At 66.4% G+C, this 17311-nt stretch carries 16 protein-coding genes; 7 read left to right on the forward strand and 9 right to left on the reverse strand.

Going from position 1 to position 17311, the window contains the following annotated elements; genetic code table 11:
• Positions 1–30: 30 nt before the first annotated feature.
• Positions 31–684 (reverse strand): response regulator transcription factor, encoded by a 654-nt coding sequence (locus tag F0357_RS20700; protein ID WP_153489114.1) that lies wholly within the window; start codon positions 682–684, stop codon positions 31–33.
• Positions 685–995: 311 nt separating this feature from the next.
• On the opposite strand from F0357_RS20700, the gene F0357_RS20705 reads away from it, so the two are divergent.
• Together F0357_RS20705 and F0357_RS20710 are read left to right on the forward strand one after the other, a co-directional pair.
• Positions 996–1520, forward strand: coding sequence for a Dps family protein (locus F0357_RS20705; RefSeq protein ID WP_153489119.1), 525 nt, complete (start codon positions 996–998; stop codon positions 1518–1520).
• Between the two features lie 354 nt (positions 1521–1874).
• A complete protein-coding gene (locus F0357_RS20710) occupies positions 1875–2666 on the forward strand; it encodes a helix-turn-helix domain-containing protein (RefSeq protein ID WP_246161840.1) in 792 nt (263 codons plus the stop codon).
• A gap of 310 nt (positions 2667–2976) precedes the next feature.
• Here the strand turns inward: F0357_RS20710 and F0357_RS20715 are convergent, their stop codons facing one another.
• The 3 genes from F0357_RS20715 to F0357_RS20725 are packed head-to-tail and all read right to left on the reverse strand — an operon-like array spanning position 2977 to position 6159.
• Positions 2977–3897, reverse strand: a complete 921-nt coding sequence (locus tag F0357_RS20715) for an efflux RND transporter periplasmic adaptor subunit (RefSeq protein ID WP_153489128.1) — start codon at positions 3895–3897, stop codon at positions 2977–2979.
• Positions 3872–4099 (reverse strand): DUF1656 domain-containing protein, encoded by a 228-nt coding sequence (locus F0357_RS20720; protein WP_153489132.1) that lies wholly within the window; start codon positions 4097–4099, stop codon positions 3872–3874. Before F0357_RS20720 ends, F0357_RS20715 begins: the two co-directional genes overlap by 26 nt.
• Before the next feature lie 14 nt (positions 4100–4113).
• On the reverse strand, positions 4114–6159 hold the full coding sequence (locus F0357_RS20725; protein ID WP_153489137.1) for an FUSC family protein: 2046 nt from the start codon (positions 6157–6159) through the stop codon (positions 4114–4116).
• 380 nt (positions 6160–6539) lie between these two features.
• Between F0357_RS20725 and F0357_RS20730 the strand changes: the two genes are divergently transcribed.
• The 3 genes from F0357_RS20730 to F0357_RS20740 all read left to right on the forward strand — a co-directional run bounded on the left by F0357_RS20730 (position 6540) and on the right by F0357_RS20740 (position 8867).
• Positions 6540–7058 carry a peroxiredoxin gene (locus tag F0357_RS20730; RefSeq protein WP_312861766.1) on the forward strand — a complete coding sequence of 173 codons (519 nt, stop codon included), beginning with the start codon at positions 6540–6542 and terminating at the stop codon, positions 7056–7058.
• Positions 7055–7585, forward strand: a complete 531-nt coding sequence (locus F0357_RS20735; protein WP_153489141.1) for a DsbA family protein — start codon at positions 7055–7057, stop codon at positions 7583–7585. The genes F0357_RS20730 and F0357_RS20735 overlap by 4 nt, the downstream gene beginning before the upstream one ends.
• A gap of 76 nt (positions 7586–7661) precedes the next feature.
• Positions 7662–8867, forward strand: coding sequence for an MFS transporter (locus F0357_RS20740; protein WP_208948512.1), 1206 nt, complete (start codon positions 7662–7664; stop codon positions 8865–8867).
• Between the two features lie 23 nt (positions 8868–8890).
• On the opposite strand, the gene F0357_RS20745 is transcribed toward F0357_RS20740, so the two are convergent.
• Positions 8891–9796 (reverse strand): helix-turn-helix domain-containing protein, encoded by a 906-nt coding sequence (locus F0357_RS20745; protein WP_208948513.1) that lies wholly within the window; start codon positions 9794–9796, stop codon positions 8891–8893.
• A 389-nt stretch (positions 9797–10185) separates the two neighbouring features.
• Here F0357_RS20745 and F0357_RS20750 point away from each other — a divergent pair, with 389 nt between their 5' ends.
• Complete coding sequence (locus F0357_RS20750) at positions 10186–10524, forward strand: hypothetical protein (protein ID WP_208948514.1); 339 nt, start codon at positions 10186–10188, stop codon at positions 10522–10524.
• An 86-nt stretch (positions 10525–10610) separates the two neighbouring features.
• Here F0357_RS20750 and cydB read toward each other — a convergent pair whose 3' ends face one another.
• The 4 genes from cydB to F0357_RS20770 form a co-directional block, all read right to left on the reverse strand.
• Positions 10611–11594: a cytochrome d ubiquinol oxidase subunit II gene (cydB, locus tag F0357_RS20755; protein ID WP_153489148.1), complete on the reverse strand. Its 984-nt coding sequence runs from the start codon at positions 11592–11594 to the stop codon at positions 10611–10613.
• Positions 11595–11596: 2 nt separating this feature from the next.
• Positions 11597–13012: a cytochrome ubiquinol oxidase subunit I gene (locus tag F0357_RS20760; protein WP_153489150.1), complete on the reverse strand. Its 1416-nt coding sequence runs from the start codon at positions 13010–13012 to the stop codon at positions 11597–11599.
• 63 nt (positions 13013–13075) lie between these two features.
• Complete coding sequence (gene poxB / locus F0357_RS20765; RefSeq protein ID WP_153489154.1) at positions 13076–14812, reverse strand: ubiquinone-dependent pyruvate dehydrogenase; 1737 nt, start codon at positions 14810–14812, stop codon at positions 13076–13078.
• A 160-nt stretch (positions 14813–14972) separates the two neighbouring features.
• The gene (locus F0357_RS20770; RefSeq protein ID WP_153489157.1) at positions 14973–15866 is read right to left on the reverse strand and encodes a LysR substrate-binding domain-containing protein; all 894 of its coding nucleotides are present in this window, start codon (positions 15864–15866) and stop codon (positions 14973–14975) included.
• A gap of 420 nt (positions 15867–16286) precedes the next feature.
• On the opposite strand from F0357_RS20770, the gene F0357_RS20775 reads away from it, so the two are divergent.
• On the forward strand, positions 16287–17309 hold the full coding sequence (locus tag F0357_RS20775) for a DUF1176 domain-containing protein (protein ID WP_153489159.1): 1023 nt from the start codon (positions 16287–16289) through the stop codon (positions 17307–17309).
• Positions 17310–17311 lie beyond the last annotated feature (2 nt).

The raw sequence follows: 17311 nt of genomic DNA on the forward strand, positions 1-17311 counted from the left end.
CCGCTTGCAGATATACGGACGTTTACGGCCTCAGGGGCGCGGTGCGAGTTGCAGATCGCTGGCGGCGCGGACGAGGTCGGCGAGCGTGCGAATCTCCATCTTTTTCATCATTCTGCCGCGGTGAATTTTGACGGTGATCTCGCTGAGATTGAGCTCTCCCGCGATCTGCTTGTTCATCAAGCCCTTCACGACCAAGCCCATCACCTCCTTTTCGCGGGCGGTGAGGCTCTCGAAGCGTCGGCGCAGATCGAGCAATTGATGGTCGCTTCCGCGTCGTTGCCGATCGCGCTCGATGGCGGCACTCACGGCGTCGAGGAGATCCTGGTCCCGGAAGGGTTTGGTGAGGAAGTCCACGGCGCCGGCCTTCATGGCGCGTACGGACATCGGAATGTCGCCGTGTCCGGTCATGAAGATGACCGGGATGTGATTGCCGATGCGCGCCAGTTGGGCCTGGAAGTCGAGGCCGCTGACCTCGGGCATGCGGATATCGAGCACGATGCAGCTCGGCGCGTTCGCGAAGGGCTGGGCGACCAATTGCGGCGCGGATGCGAAGGTGGCGACCTGCAAGCCCACCGATCTGAAGAGACTGCTCAGCGCGTCGCGCACCGCGGGATCGTCGTCGACGACGTAGACGATGGGCTCCTGGGGCGTTGCGCGCCGGCCGTCGGCCGTCGAGTGGTTCATCGCTCGCTCCTTTCGTCGCCGTCGGGCGGCCCCGCTTCAGGGCTCGGTTCCAGCCCGCCTCGGTCTGTTGTTTTTCGAGGGGGCGCGCCGATCTCCCCGCCCTAGACGTCGTAGTCGATTCAACAGCGTCACGGAACACAGCGGCCGCGGTTTCGGCCGGCGGTTTTCTCCATTCGCACGATACGGCCGTCCGCCATCACGCCGGCTCGGTCTCGCAAGGCGGATCCGAAAGATCGCGGGCGGACTTCTCGCCGAAATCGCCGGTGCGACACGGCCACCGCCGTCGCACTCCCAATGGCAAAGGCACAACCATGTCCCACTCCCGTCTTTCGGCGGGCGGCACCGCCGCCCTCGGCACGCCCTCCGATTTTTCCTCGGAAGCCAAGGCCGAAATCGCGACGTCGCTGACGCGCCTCCTCGCGGACGTCTTCGCGCTCTACATCAAGACGAAGAATTTCCACTGGCATATGTCCGGTCCGCATTTTCGCGATTATCACCTCATGCTGGACGAGCAGGGCGTGCAGATCTTCGCGATGACCGACGACATCGCGGAGCGCGTCCGCAAGATCGGCGGTACGACGCTTCGGTCCATCGGTCAGATCGCCCGCCTGCAGCGGATTGCGGACAACGATCTCGATTTCGTGCCGCCGGCCGACATGCTGGCCGAACTGCGGGACGACAACATCCGGCTGGCCGGTGCCATGCGCGAGGCCCACGAAATTGCCGAGCGGTTCGGCGATGTCGCGACCACGAGTCTGCTCGAGGTCTGGATCGACGAAGCCGAACGTCGGACCTGGTTTCTGTTCGAGGCGACCCGCGAACCCGGCCCGCGCTGAGGCGCTCCGCAACCGCGCGCGGGGCACCGGCGGCACCGCGACCATACCTCCGTATCATCTCGGTCATGCCAAGGGGTGGCGGTGGCCGCCCCCGGTAGAATGGGGTCTCGGATCGGACATTCCTAAACTCGCACTCGATCACGGCGCCGACCACAACGCCCCGTCGTCCCATGCGGATGGCTGCTGCGTCGGCGCCGCGAAGGTCGAACCTGATCGTCGCGAGGTAGGAACATGTTCCACGCCCCCATTGCCGCTCGAGCCTTTCTCTCCCCCGCCGTGCCGACGGCTTCGGCCTCGGATTTCGTGGCCGAGCGCCCGGTGGCCGCGACGCCGGGCTTCGTCGTCGGCCTCATCTTGGAGGCGACCGGCATCGCCATCGCCTTTCCGTCCGTCGAGGCGGGCTGGCCCGACCCCGACACCCCGCTTCTGGAGAGGGTGACGTCTCTGTTGCCGGAGGCGTTCGATACCGTCCTCGTCCATTCCGCCAGCCACGACCTCGGCGCCTTTTTCAGCCGGTTGCGCGCGGAGCGCCTGCATGCCGGCTTCATGATCTGCGATCTCCGAGGTCGCGGGGATATTGGCCTGAAGCGGCTCGCCTCCGCGCTCCTCGCCGCGCGGAGCGAGGATGCCACGAGTGTGGCGATCTATGCCGACGCGATCGGCGCGATCATCGCTGCCCGCTCTGTGGAGGGCAGCCTTGGCGGCACGCCGGGCAAAGGTCGGGCGTGCGGTGGTCTACCGAAATGGCGCCTGAAGAGGGTCGTCGACTATATTGACACCCATCTCGATCAGCCGATCACGCTCGCCGATCTCGGCGCCGCCGCCAAACTCACGCGGATGCACTTCGCAGCGCAATTCAGGGCGACGACCGGTTTGCGCCCGCACGAATATCTGCTGCGGCGGCGGATCGAGCGCGCAAAGACGATGCTTGCCGATGACGATCTCCCGATCGTGGAGATCGCGCTCTCGGTGGGTTTCCAGACGCAGGCCCATTTCACGACGGTGTTCGGCCGCTTCGTCGGCGTGACACCCTACCAGTGGCGACGGGCTCTTGCGGCGAAGCGGCGGACCCTTGCGTGTGAGCCCCGTCGCGCGAGCCTCGGCATCGACCGCGCCGCACCGCATGCCGCGCTGGGCCTGGTTTGATCCCCATCCCCCGACGCAAGCGAGGCGCCGCATCGAACGGCTCTCGAGCCCGAGCTTCGATCTGAACGCCGGGTGGCGGCCGCTCTTTCGTTCCTCGATGTCCCTCGCTGGCTCGTGCCCGCGGGGGCATTTCCATTTTTGGGCTCAGCCTGCCGGCGCCCACCCCCGACATCGGAAACGCCTGCCGAACCCGGAGTGGGCGGTCGGCTGTATCCGGCAAGGCAAAGCCCGCGGACGTGCAGTCCGCGGGCCGTATCCATTCAAAGCCATTCCTGTGCCCGATCCTCATCCGCCGGGCCGGCAGACTGCATCAGTCGGGGAGGATGGAGACCGTTGCCGTGAGGCCCGCCACCAGCACGATCGAGGGCGGGACATCATCCAGGACGATGCGGACTGGCACCCGCTGAGCGAGGCGGACCCAGGTGAAGACGGGGTTCACCGTCGCGAGGCCGGAGCCGTCCGGCTCGGCGTTCGAAACCGAAATGCCGCGGCCGATACCGACGACGTGACCCCGCAGAGGCTCGGGATGCGCCATCAGCGAGACCCGCGCGGCATCCCCGACATGGATCCCGCCGAGCAGGCTCTCCTCGAAATAGCCGTCGACCCAGAAGCTGTCGCTGTCCACCACGGAGAGCGCGCGCTGGCCGCTGGTCGCATAATCCCCCGGCTGGGTCAGCAGGTTGGTCACATAGCCGTTGACCGGCGAAACGATCCGGGTGCGATCGAGGTCAAGCTTGGCTTTGTCTCGCACCGCGATGGCCCGCTGCAGCGTCGCGGCGGCCACCGCCGCCGACGCCGCGAAACTCTGCTGCTCTTCCTGGGAGACGGCGAGGGCGTTCAATTCCGCTCGCCTCTGCGCTTCCATCTTCTTGTTGGCGAGGTCGGCCTCGGCGCCCGCAACCACGGCTTCCGCGTTGGCGAGGGCAATTTGGTAATCGCTCGGATCGATCACCATGAGCAGATCGCCTTTGTGGACGAACTGGTCCGCCTTCACGGGGAGGTCCACGATCCGGCCGGAGACCTGTGGCGTGACGGTCACCACATAGGCGCGCACGGTGCCGTCCCGCGTCCACGGCGTGGTCATGTACGTTTGCCACATGCGCCAGCCGAGGAAGCCGGCCAGCACGAGGGCAACGACTGTGAGCAGAAGCCCGAGAGCCCGGCGAAGCCGCGACCAGTGCCCCGTGCCGCGAACGCCGGCCGGCTCAGCGGCAGGACCAGAGGCACTCATGATGCTCTCCTATATAGATCACGATGATCGATAGTATGATGGTGTACAAACACAGGTGGAAAATGCGCTCTTGCCACAAGGTTCCAAACACGCTGTAGCGCGCGAGAACAATCGCTATCGGTGTGACGATCAGCCAAGCCGCGAACATCATCACCACGAAGGGTGAGATCAGGACGCCGAGTATGTCGACCTCGGTGAACATTGGGTCGACGCTCCTCAGCTTTGGATGGGCGCGACGGCGCCGGTGATCAGGAGGTGGGGGTCGCGGTCGATCGCATCGATGATCACGGCGATGTCTGCCCCGACCCGCTCGCCCCCCGGCTGGGCGTCGGATTCGGCGGGAACGCGCTCTCGGCCCTCCATGCGGGCCAACGCTGCGAGATGGGCCCGGGCGGTCTGAAGGTGAGCCGCTGCGAGCGCCTTGAGCGCTTCGTGCAAAAGGTGTCCGCCGTCCGTTCCGAGACGGGTGGATTTCAGCCGGCCCACGGCCTGTCCAACCGCCAGAAGTGATAGAAGCGCTCCGGCATCCTTCGGGGTCGTCTGCGGGGGAAGGGTCTCGAGCCGTCTTTCCAGGCGATGGGTCCAGGCCTCGGGATCCGTCGGCTGCGCGCTCTGCATCTGTCGACGAAGCTCGCGGAACGAATGCTGGAGGATGCGTTTCAGACGCAGCCGAGGGCCCGGAACCGGCAGCAACACGAAGGAGAGCACCCCCGTGAGATTGCCGGCGATGATCGCGAGGCACAGGTTGAAATAGGTCTCGGCGTCGTAGGAGATGGGGTCGCCGAGGCCGAGCATGGGCAGGGCGCTGATCGCCATCGCGAGAAAGACGATCGGGTGCCAAGTCCCGGCCTGCAGGATGCCGAGCGCCGTAAAGAGCGGGAAAAGCAAACAGAGCAAGGCCGGGAGAGTGGTCAGGGCCGGCAGGATGGCGAAATAGATCGCGGCCCCGACAATCGCCATGAAGACGGCGCCGAGGGCATTGTCCTTGGCAAGCGCGGGGGCTTGGTCATCGCGGGCGACGAAGATCAGTGTCACGACGGCCGCGAAGACGATGGCGAAGGCGCCGTTCACCCACGCGGTCGCCACCGCGAACGCAGAGATCGCGAGAACCGCGGCAAAGGCTCTCAGACCGGCGAGCAGCGCAAGCAGCGGATCGTCGATCACAAGGCGCGGCCGGGCAGCCGCACGCGGCTCGGAGTCTCCCCCTTTGAGCATCCGCAGAGCCTCCGCCGTCGCGGCCAGATAGGTCACGACATCACGGGTGGCGTCCTTCAGCAGCCAATCGAGAGAACCCGCACACCCCATCGCTTGAAGGTCGCGAAGCGCCTTGGCGCTCGCTTCCTTCACGCCGTCCGGGTCGCGGCTGAGGGTCCCGACGGCGAGGGACCTCACCAACGCCGCCAGATGGGCGCGCATGGCGGGGTCGTCGCCAGCGATCTGATGGGGGTGGTGACCCACATTGCGCCATCCGACGAGGGCCGCGATCAAGGTGCTGCGAGGGGCGCGGAGACTGGCGCGCCGGGCATGGCGTCGCGCGGATCCGGCGATCGCGGCGTCCGTCGTGGCACTCAGTGGCGCCAGTGATTGCGTGACGGCGCGGCGTGCCTCGCGCATCTCATCCGTCTCGGACGCACAGGTGAGCGAGGCGACGAACCCGGCGGCGACTTGATCGGCGGTCCGTTGCAGGAGGCCGGCCAACAGGCGGCCCGCTTGATCGAAATCGGTGACGATCATCACGAACGCCGTCACCGCGATGCCGATGCAGATCTCGCTGACGCGGATGAGCGACAGGAGGAAGGCGCTCGTGGGGTCGTTCAGCGTGTCGGCGAAGATGATCGTCGCCGTAATGCCGGCGAGGGCCGCCGCATAAGACGCAAAGCCCCGCAGGGCGACCGCCGCGAAGCCGCAGACGCCGCAAAAGAGCGCGAGGCTGAGGATCAGCATGTCGCGCTGCTGCGCCAGCAGACCGAGCAGCGCGACCATGACCAAGGCGCCCGTGAGCGTCCCGACGATCCGGTACCGACCTTTTTGCAGCGAGGCGCCGAGGTTCGGTTGGCAGACGATGGCGGCCGTCGTCGCAGCCCAGAACGAGTTCTGAAGTTCGAGATAGTAGGTGATCGTCAGTGTCAGGCAGACCGACGCCGCAAGCCGAAATCCGAACATGAGACGCGGCACGAGCCAGTCCTTCACGCGCAGGAGGACTTCCGGCGATCCGAAAGGATTTCGGCTCACCGACGGGCTGAACCGGGACGTCACGCTCATGGCAGCGCCCTCTACGCCATCAAGGGGGATGGCGAGAGACTAAGTGTTTCGTCCGCAAGCGAAATCATACGCCGGGAAGCGACTGTAAAACCTTGGTGTGATGCGCTGCCGCGGCCGAGCCCCAATTGTGCGATCCCGCCAGTCGGGTCGCGCCGGTTGCGCAGCCGGGACCATCAGCCTCCGCGCGAACACGCACCGACGAAACGGGCTCCGGGCCGTGAACGCGAGCACACCAAAGTATGAGCCCCGCATGCCAAGGGCCGATTCCTGCCCGCCGCCGCCTCCGTGAGAATGGCCGCCATCAGGTCTCGGCGCCTCGGCCACGCACGGATGCGGATTGGCCGGTCGCTTGCCGCGACGTCTTTCAGAAGGAGGCCTCTGTGACCGAACAGCCGACGCACATATCGGGAACCCAGCTCCCACCCGGCGAGAGGGCCCCGGAGTTCACACTGCCCGCGACGCCGGACCAGCGCCTTTCGCTCGCCGAGATGAGCGGGCGACCGGTCATCCTCGCCTTCTACCCGGCAGATTGGAGCCCGGTCTGCGGCGACGAGATGAGCCTCTTCAACGAAGTCCTTCCCGAGTTTCACAAGTATGGTGCGCAGCTCGTCGGCATCTCGACCGACGGGGTGTGGTGCCATGCTGCCTTCGCGGCCGAGCGCAAGCTGCATTTCCCGCTGCTCGCCGATTTCGAGCCGAAGGGCGAGGTCGCCCGGCGCTATGGCGTCTACCGCGCGGCGGACGGCATCGCCGAACGCGCGCTGTTCGTCATCGACGCCGAGGGCATCATCCGTTGGTCCTATGTTTCGGCCCTCGGCATCAACCCGGGCGCCGACGGGATCCTTGAGGCGCTCGAGAGCCTCTCCGTCCCGAGCTCGGCTGAAGGAGCCGCGTCATGACCCGTGGAATTCCGCCGCTTGCCGGCGACGATCACCTTCAAGGGCCATCCGACGCGGTGGTGACGCTCGTGGAATATGGCGACTACGAGTGCCCTTATTGCGGCGAGGCCTATCCGGTCCTCAAGGCCGTCCAGCGCGCCATGGGTCCCGATCTTCGCTTCGTTTTCCGCAATTTCCCGCTGGTGGACATGCATGTCCATGCCCGGAGGGCCGCCGAGTTCGCCGAGGCGGCGGCCGAGACCGGAGCGTTCTGGGACGCGCACGACATGCTGTTCGAGAACCAGGGTGCGCTCGACGACCGGAGCCTGGCGGCCTATGGCGACCGCCTCGGCATCGAGCCCGCCTCGATCGCGGCCGCATTCGCCGGAAAACACGACTCCAAGATCGAGCGCGACTTTCTCGGCGGCGTGCGCGGTGGGGTGAACGGAACCCCGTGTCTCTTCATCGATGGCCTACGCTACGAAGGGCCTCGTGATGTCGAGAGTCTCGTCAACGCCCTCCGCGCGGTGGCGCGCCAGCGTCTCTAGCAACCGATCCGGCTCGCATCCAGCCCGCGGCGACGCGCCCGCGGGATGCCTCCCTCCTTTGGACAGGGTGATTTCCATGACCGCTCGGGAAGACGCTTCGGCAGATCTCGTGGGCAAGGCGCGCGAACCCGCGGCGCTCGGGCGCGGAACGACGTTCGCGATGGCGGTCGCGGCCGGCCTCGCGGTCGCGAACATCTACTACAACCAGCCGATGCTCGAGCTGATCGAGCAGGAACTGCCGGATCGTCTGGCCGGGGCGATCCCGACGGCCACCCAACTCGGCTACGCCGTCGGGCTCTTCCTCTTGGTGCCACTCGGTGATCTCGTGGAGCGGCGACGGCTGATCGTCGTGCAGTTCGCGGCCCTCTCGGTCGCCCTTGCGCTGGCGGCCCTAGCCCCGAACGCCATGACACTCGTCGTCGCATCCCTCGCCGTCGGCTTTCTGGCGACGGTCGCACAGCAGATCATTCCCTTCGCCGCCCATCTGGCCTCGCCGGAACGGCGCGGCGCCACCGTGGGCACCGTCATGGCGGGCCTGCTGTCCGGCATCCTGCTCAGCCGGACGATGGCGGGGTTCGTTGCGGCCCATTTCGGGTGGCGGGAGATGTTCTGGCTCTCCGTGCCTCTCTCCGTTGCGGCGGCCGTGCTGATGGGTGTCGTTCTGCCACGAAGCAAACCCTCTTCGTCGATGGCCTATCCCCGCCTGCTCCACTCCATCTGGCATCTTTGGCGCACGCTTCCGGCCCTGCGTCTGGCGGCACTCACCCAATCGGCGCTCTTCGCCGCGTTCACCGTGTTCTGGACGATCCTTGCGTTCCGCCTCGCCGAGCCGCGATACGGATATGGCGCCGAGACGGCGGGCCTGTTCGGGCTGGTGGGCGCCGTGGGCATTCTCGCCGCGCCCCTCGCGGGGCGCTTCGCCGACCGGAGCGGGGCCTCGCGGGCGGTCGCGCTCGGCGTCGCCGTGACGCTGGTTGCATGGGTGATCTTCGGCCTCTGGACGTCGCTGTCTGGCCTGGTGGTCGGGGTGATCCTTCTCGACTTCGGCATCCAAGCCGCCCTGATCTCGAACCAGCACATCGTCTTCGCCCTGCGCCAAGACGCGCGCGCTCGGCTGAACACCGTTCTGATGGGCACGATGTTTCTCGGGGGCGCCGTCGGCTCGGGCGCTGCAACGCTGGCGTGGCAGATGGGCGGCTGGACCTTTGTCAGCGCGCTCGGGGTGATCTTCGCGACGATCGCCGCCGGCCTGCAACTCGCCGGATCGCGCCGGCGGGCGTAGAGGGGCGCGGCCCCTCTCGCCCCTCACTGGCGATGGGCGTCGCGCCATGCCTTCGGGGACGTACCGATCTCCCGGGAGAAGACCCGCGTGAAATGGCTCTGGTCGGCGAAGCCGCAAGCCACCGCGATCTCGGCGATGGTCATCCGGCCCTCGAGAAGAAGCTGCCGGCCTCTGTCGACCCGCATCTTGAGAAGCCAGCGATGGGGCGTCATCCCCGTGACGCGTGCGAACTGCCGCGCGAAGTAACTCGGCGTCAAGCCACAGGCCGCGGCAATTTCGGCGATCGTGAGGTTGCCGTCGAGCCTGTCGGCGATCATCTCGCGAGCCCGCTTCACCTGCCAGGCAGCAAGGCCTTTGGCGACGGCGCGCGGCTCCAGCGCGGTGCCGTATGCGCCTGCGATATGCGTGCAGAGCGCAACCATGGTCTGGTCGAGGAAGAGCTGGCTGAGCTCCCCGGACCGCTCGAGCGCCGCCGTCATCGCCAAGCCCAGATGGGAGATCACGGGGTCGAAGAAGCCCTGTCCCGACACGACGCGGAGATCGCCCATCGGCGGCCGGCCGCCGGCCCGTGCGAGGCTGTCGAAATAGCGCCTAGGGACATGAAAATGCAGCGTGTCGAAGGGATCTTCGAGCTTCGCCTCGACGCGGCTGCGGAGATCGAAGAAGACGCAATTGTTCCGCAGAAGTCCGGTTTGCGGGGTGCTGCGCCCGTCGAGCCAGAGCTCCCCCTTTTCGTAGTCGCTCAGTTCCAGGGAGAACGCATAGCCTTCCTGGGCCGGAACCGGCTCGACGAACCCGAAATCGGGCCCGCCGGCGATACGGGCGATCGTAACGTCCGATCCCGTGGCTCCGCGGAGGGCGAGCGAGGTGACGATCGTCTTGCCGTGCCAGTGCTCGTCGAGGCGCTCCCCGTAAGAATGTCTGCCCATCGTCCCCGTCTCGTCGATGATTCCTGCATCGCGCCGGTTGAGTTCGGCCGACCGTCCTGCCCGCGGCATCTGCTGCCTATCGCACCGCTGTCGGGACGCGTCGCGCGGGGGAGATCATTCCTGCGTGAGCGGCGCGTGCGAGGGCGAGAGCTGAACGCCCGCCGAACCGACCCCGTGCGGCGACCTATGCCCAGATCGGCTGCGTTCGCGGCCGGCCCTTCATCAAGCGCAACCGCGCGAAGATCGCGTCGTCACGCATTTCTTCAACCCAGTCGCAATGTGTTCAATCGTGCGGCGGGCTCGGTCCGCTACCGTTCGGCCGCGGCAATATGAGAGCGGCGACGTCTCGAGAGGTTGCCGCGCAGAATTTCGTGCAGCGGAGCTCGAGCATGGACCGAACGGCCCCATCCAGCGAAACCGACGAAACACCCTCCGGAATGCCTCGATGGCTATCGCGCGCCGGAGCGACCGCCGGATGCCCCGTTGTGTCGCCCTTTGCGACGGAGACGAGCGCGACGATCGCCGATGCGGTCGTCCAGGAACTGACGGCCGCCATCCTGGGAAGCGAGGCCTGCCGGAACTGGCTCGATCGGCCCGAGCCGGATATCGCAGAAGCGCAGGCTGCTATCGAACATTCCATCGTGGCCGCCCGCCGCGCCGCGGAACTGGTCAAGCGCTTGCGTTCGTCGAGCGTTGCGCCATCGGTGGCGGAGCAATCTGCTCGGTAACACACTTTGCGGCGCCCGGACCGTCGTGACCGTAAGGACCAGGCGGGCCGTGGCCCGCCTGGTCTCGTGGAATTGAAAGCGAGGTCTCATGAGGGACCGTCTTCGACGATCTTTCCGCGGAAGATGAAATAGACGATCAACGTGTAGGCGAGGGTCAGGGGCAGGACGAAGAGACCGGCACCCCAAAAGAGAAAGTCCAGGGACGCCGGCGGCGATGCTGCCTCCCAGATCGTGAGGGAGAACGGCAGCATGTAGGGCAGGAACGAGCCGGCGAGCGCGGCGAAGGCCGCGATGAAGATGACGGCGGCGCCGAGAAACAGGAAGCGGTCGCTTCGCCGCCAGATGGACACCGCCAAGCCGGTGAAGGCGATGGCCCCGACGAGCGGGCACAGCAACAGGACGGGGCGCTCGGTCCAGCGCGCGAGGATCGGCAGGCGGATCTGCACCGACCAGACGAAGACGGCGACGAGGAACGCGAGCAGCAACGCCATCAGCCCCGGGAGGACCCGAAAGCCGAACGCGGCGGGCGAACTCGCGGACTTCGCGGTGATCCAGCACGCTCCGATCATGGCATAGCCGATGCACAGGCCGGCACCGCAGAACAGTGCGAACGGGCTGGCCCAGCTCATCGAATTGCCGACGAACACGCCGCCCTCGACCGGCAACCCCTGCACCATGGCGCCGACGGCGGTGCCCTGCACGAAGGCCGCCACATAGGAGCCTGCGACGAAGCCCGCATCCCAAAGTCGGCGGCTGCCGGATGCCTTGTAGCGGAACTCGAACGCGACGCCCCGCAGGATCAGGCCGATCAGCATGACGAACAGTGGGACGTAGAAAGCCGACAGGATGATCGAGAACACGGCCGGGAAGGCGCCGAACAAGGTCGCCGCGGAAACGACGAGCCATGTCTCGTTGCCGTCCCAGACGGGAGAGATCGCGGCGAGCATCCGGCTGCGCTCGCGCTCGCCCGAGGCGAAGGGAAACAGCATGCCGACGCCGAGATCGAACCCGTCGAGCAGCACGTAGAGCAAGATGGAGAGTGCGAGAACGGACGCCCAGAACTCGACCATGGTCATTCTCCTAAGCCGGTCGCACCCGCCACGCCGGGGCTCGCCCCGGGGAGGGACATGGGGCGCTTGGGATTGGTGCCGTAAAGGTGGGGCTCAGCCGTCGGGATCGGCCCGGCGCGCAGCAGCCGGTAGATGTAGAGAACGCCAAATCCGAAGATCAGGGCGTAGACGAAGCCCACCAGGATGATGGTTCCCGCTATTTCATAGGATGATATAAAGGGCGTGACGGCGTCTCGGGTTCGAAGTTGGCCGTAGACGACCCACGGCTGCCGGCCCACCTCCGCCGTGAACCAGCCGGTGAGGGTGGCGATGAAGCCGAGGGGGAACGAGAGCGACGTCGCGACGAGGAACATCCGCGCCTTCACGATGCGCTCGCCGAAGAAGCTCAGCCACGACCCCAGCCAGGCGATCGCAAGCATCAGCAAGCCGCAGCCCACCATGATGCGGAACGCGAAGAACGGAATGGCGACCGGTGGCCGATCCTCGGGCGCGAAGCTCTTCAGCCCGAGCTCCTTGGCCGTCAGGCTCATCGATCCGATCACACTGCCGAGATAGGGGACGGCGAGTTCGAAGCGATTGCGTTCGTTCTGCGGGTCGGGCCATGCGATGAGGATCTCACTCGCCGGCTGCTCATCGTTCCACCGCCCCTCGATGGCGGCGAACTTGGCCGGCTGCGCGTCATGAACGAAGTCGCCGACGAGATGGCCGAAGACGATCTGGATCGGCACCAGGATGGCGGCGAGCCGCAGGCCCATGACCGCCATCGCCCGGCCTTCCTGGACCGCCTTGCCCCGCAGCATGTACCAGGCTCCGGTGGCCGCCACGCAGAACGCGGATGTCACATAGGCCGCGAGGATCATATGCGGGAAGCGGGTCCACACCGCTTCGTTGAAGATGATCGCGGACCAGCTCGTGGGTACGAAGATGCCGTCCGCCGTCAGAGCATAGCCGGTCGGATATTGCATCCAGCTGTTGTTGACCATGATCCAGAAGGCCGAAAGGCTCGTCCCGAGCGAGACCATCAGGCACGTCAGCAGATAGGCCCAGCGAGGCACGCGGTCGCGGCCGAACATCAACACGCCGAAGAAAGCGGCCTCGAGGGCGAACGCGGTGAAGCTCTCATATCCCAGCAACGGGCCCTGGATCGGGCCCGTTCTTCGCGCCAGCTCGCTCCAGTTGGTTCCGAACTGGAAGGCCATCACGATCCCGGAGACGACCCCGAGGCCGAACGCGACAGCGAAGATCTTGAGCCAGAAATCAGAAAGGCGCCGATAGATCTTCTCGCCGGTGATCAGGCCGCAGGCTTCCAGGAAGGTGAGCCACGCGGCGAGACCGATGGTGAAGGCTGGAAAGATGATGTGGAAGGAGATGGTGAAGGCGAATTGTATTCGAGACAGCAGCAGGGGAGTGAGGTCCATGGGAGCCTCCCGCGTTCTGTGGAGCCAGTCGGGCGACGGGGCCGAAGCGAGCGTCGGCGGATCTCAGCGCGGCAGCAGGTTGGTGCTCGCGAGGTCGATCACTTCCCTTCCGTGGCCGCTGAGGACGGCGCGCAGCATCCACAAGCCGAACCCGCGCGCCTGCTCGATGCCGATGGTCGGCGGCATCGACAGCTCCTGCGTCGCGGTGACGACGTCGAGCACGGCGGGGCCGTCGTGGGCGAGGACCCGCTCCAAGGCGCTCGGCAGATCGCCGGGATCTTCGACCCGCACGCCGAGAAGTCCCATGGCGCTCGCCATGGCGGCGAAATCCGGGTTCTGAAGATCGGTGCCGACTTCGACGAAGCCCGCGGCCTTCATTTCCAGAGCGACGAAGCCGAGAACGCCGTTGTTGAAGATGATCGTCTTCACGGGAAGCTTCTCCTGCGTCAGCGTGATCAAATCACCCATCAGCATGGAGAAGCCGCCGTCGCCCGACAGCGAAATGACCTGGCGTCCCGGCTGCGAGGCCTGAATGCCGATCGCCTGGGGCAGGGCGTTCGCCATCGATCCGTGCACAAGCGATCCGACCAGACGCCGCCGGCCGTTCATCTGGAGATAGCGAGCCGCCCAGATGGTCGGCGTGCCGACGTCGAACGTGAAGGCGGCATCGCCGTCGGCGTGCTCGCTGACGAGCCGCGCGAGATATTGCGGATGGATCGGCTTGTGGCCCGGCGTCCCCTCGGCCAGATCGTCGAGCCCCTTCCGAGCGTGGTGGTAGCGGGTGACGCTGTCGTCGAGGTGCAGGCGGTCTTCCTTGGTGGCGAGACGCGGCATCAGGGCTTCGATCGTGGCCGACACATCGCCGACGATCCCGAGCTCCAGCTTGCAGCGACGGCCGAGATTGGCCGGCCGGATATCGACCTGCGCGATCTTGACCGCCGTCGGCAGGAACTGCTTGTAGGGGAAGTCGGTCCCGAGCATCAGCAGGACATCGCAGGCGTGCATGGCCTCGTAACCGGACGAGAAGCCGATGAAGCCCGTCATGCCCACATCGTAGGGATTGTCGTATTCGACGTGCTCCTTGCCGCCGAGCGCGTGAACGATGGGGCTTTTGAGAGCTTCGGCGAGTTGCATGAGCTGGGCGTGCGCGCCCGCGCATCCGCGGCCGCAGAACAACGTGACGCGCTCGGCCTCGTTGAGGAGATCCGCGAGCGCATCGAGTTCACTCCGGGCGGGGACAACCACCGGGGCCGGCGGCAGCAAGCCTCTCTGCGGCGAGACCGCCCGGTCCGGTGCGGGATGGAGCGCCACGTCCCCGGGTATGACGACCACCGCGACGCCGCGTTGGCCGACCGCGGCCCGGATCGCGTTCTCCAGCACGAACGGCATCTGGCGGGGATCGGAAACCAGCTCGCAATAGACGCTGCATTCCTGGAACAGGTTCTGCGGATGGGTTTCCTGGAAATAGCCGCCGCCGATCTCCGCGGAGGGAATCTGCGCGGCGATGGCGAGCACCGGCGTTCGGCTGCGCTGCGCATCGAAGAGGCCGTTGATGAGGTGCAGATTGCCGGGCCCGCACGAGCCCGCGCACACGGCGAGCTTTCCGGTGATCTGGGCCTCTCCGGCGGCGGCGAAGGCCGCGACTTCCTCGTGCCTCACATGGAGCCACCGGAGCTTTTCGTTGGTGCGCAGGGCCTCGGTGAGGCCGTTGAGGCTGTCGCCGACGACGCCGTAGATGCGCTCCACGCCGGCCTGCTCCAGCGTGTCGATGATGAGTTCCGCGACGTTCCGAGAGGACATGACGATCTCCTGTTGTGCTCCGCGGAGCAGTGACGCTCGCAAAAGCTTAGGAGGCGGCAGGAGATTGCGCAGTCAGACGTGTTGGTGGAACCCCTACACGTTTGGATGATTGCCGATGGTGACGCGGCGCCGTCTGGCAACCCCGTACGTCGATCAAGGCCTAAATATCGGCGTCTAGTGTCGCGAACTCGTCGCGGAGCCACTCTCGGAAGGCGATGACCTTGGGTGGGAGGCGGCTCCCTGAATGCGTCACGAAATAATAGCCGATGCCAATGTCGGCCCGGATCGAAAAGGGTTCGACGAGCTTACCTTCCGAGGTCGCGTAAGCCGAGAGAGTCTGCCACGAGAACATCACGCCCTCGCCTGCAATTGCCGCCTCGAGGCAGAGCGAGGCTTCGTTGAGACTATGGCGGATCATCAGCGGAGCCAAGTCGAGACCGGCGGCGCGCAACCAGGCGTCCTCGGAGAATATCGCGCGGGTGTCGATGATCACGGGGACGTGGAAGATATCCTCCAGCTTGCGTAGACGTTCGGCCCAGGCCGGCGCGCAAACCGGGAAAATTGCGTGCCGGAGCATCAACTCCGCATCTACGCCGGGCCAGTGGCCGCGACCAACGCGGACGGCTAGGTCCACGTTCTCAGTGTCGAAATCGACGAGCGAGGTGGTGGCGTCGATACGCAGGCGTATGTCTGGATAGCGCCGCGAGAAACGGTCCAGCCGGTGGACGAGAAAGCGGGCGGCGAATACCGGAGGGACGGAGATCGTCAGTAAGGTGTCGTCCCGTCGCCGCGCGGCGCAGACCGCTTGCGACAGCGATTGAAACCCGTCGGTCAGCTTGGCGAGGACCGGGACGGCCCACTCGGCCGCGACCATGCCTTTCGGCAACCGCTGGAACACCGGGCGGCCGAGCTGCGCTTCGGCCTTGAGGATCTGCTGGCTCACCGCGCCGACCGTGACGCCGAGTTCCGCCGCGGCCGCCTGTAGCGACCCGAGCCGCCCGACAGCCTCGAGCGCGCGCAATCCGTTGAGGTGAACGAGGTTCAAGCCACTCATATAGCTTTTCTATAGGCGTCGCCTCGCCAATTCAATCGCGGCCGGATCGTCGGTGCGCTATGCCGCTATCCCGATAAGCCGCCGTTCACGAGGCTGGCGATGATCCGATTGCAGTCTTTCTTCAGGTCCGTGCGCAGACGGCGACCCTGTATGTCGCCTTCCGACCAGCCGGAGACCTCGCGCGACGCTGATCCGTTCGCGCATCCCCACATCCGCGCGATGGACCTGCGGCAGCTCGCCGACCTCCCGTTTCCGGCGTTCGGCCCGGCCGTGTGCGATGGCCCGGCGTCCGGGACGGACCCCGACGCGCCCTAGGTCCCGGCGTCACCCTGTCGCCGGCCGTCGGCACCCGAACGACTCGGCATTGAAAAATGGAGCGCGTAGGATGCGGCTCCAGGTTGCAACGCAGGGTCGATCGGGATGAATCGTTTATCGCTTGCCGTCGTGTCGTCCGTTTTCCTGTCGAGTGTCCTGGCGCCGGTGTGCTTTGCAGCCGCGTCCAAGGACGAGGTGCGGCGTTTCGGCGATTGGTTCGCCGCTTGCGACAACGGCCTCGATTGTGCCGCCGGCTCGCTCGTGCCGGATGGCGACTCCGGCGCGACGACGGTGCTCTCGTTCCACCGGGCGGCCGCCGCGACGGCGGAGCCGGAGTTCGAGATCCTGCTGCCGGAAGGCACGACCATGCCCGACCGCTACGAGGTCGACGGCGAGCCGGTCAACCTGCACCCCGAGCGCAAAGACGATTGGCTGCGGTTCTCGACCGAGGACGTGCCGGAGCTCGTCGCCGCCATGCGCAAGGGATCGGTGTTGGCGCTCGTCGACGAAGGCGGCGAGCCGATCGCGACGGCGTCGCTGGCGGGTGCGACCGCGGCGATGCTCGCCATCGACGAGGCCCAGAACCGGCTCGGCACGACGACGGCTCTGGTTCGGCGCGGCTCGAAGTCGCCGGATACGATCCCGCCGGCGCCCGCCTTGCCCGAGGTCGATGCGGTGAAGACGTCTCGCAAGGCTGGACCGTCGCTGCCGGCCGACAAGGCCGGGTGGCTGCGGTCCGACGCCCAATGCGACGGCTCGGAGAGCAGCGTGGAGGAATTCGCCCTCGATGGCGAACGCAGCCTCGTCCTGATCGCTTGCGACAGCGCCGCCTACAATTTCACCAGCTTGGCACTGACCATCGACAAGGCCGGCGAGACCGCCGCTCCGGAGTTCGATCATCTCGAATCGGACGAGGACGACGGCCGGCTCAACAATGCGACCTTCCAGGACGGCGTTCTCTACACCTCCATGCTCGGCCGCGGCGTCGGCGATTGCGGCCAGAGCCGCAGCTACGTGTGGGACGGCCAGCACTTCGTGACCCTCGAGGTCGCGCGGCAGGACATCTGCGGCGGCAACCCGGATTGGCCGGTTCTCTATCGCGCGGCGCCGGTCTGGCGCGAAGAATGAGG

It is taken from the genome of Segnochrobactrum spirostomi, from assembly GCF_009600605.1.
Classification (GTDB): Bacteria; Pseudomonadota; Alphaproteobacteria; order Rhizobiales; family Segnochrobactraceae; genus Segnochrobactrum; species Segnochrobactrum spirostomi.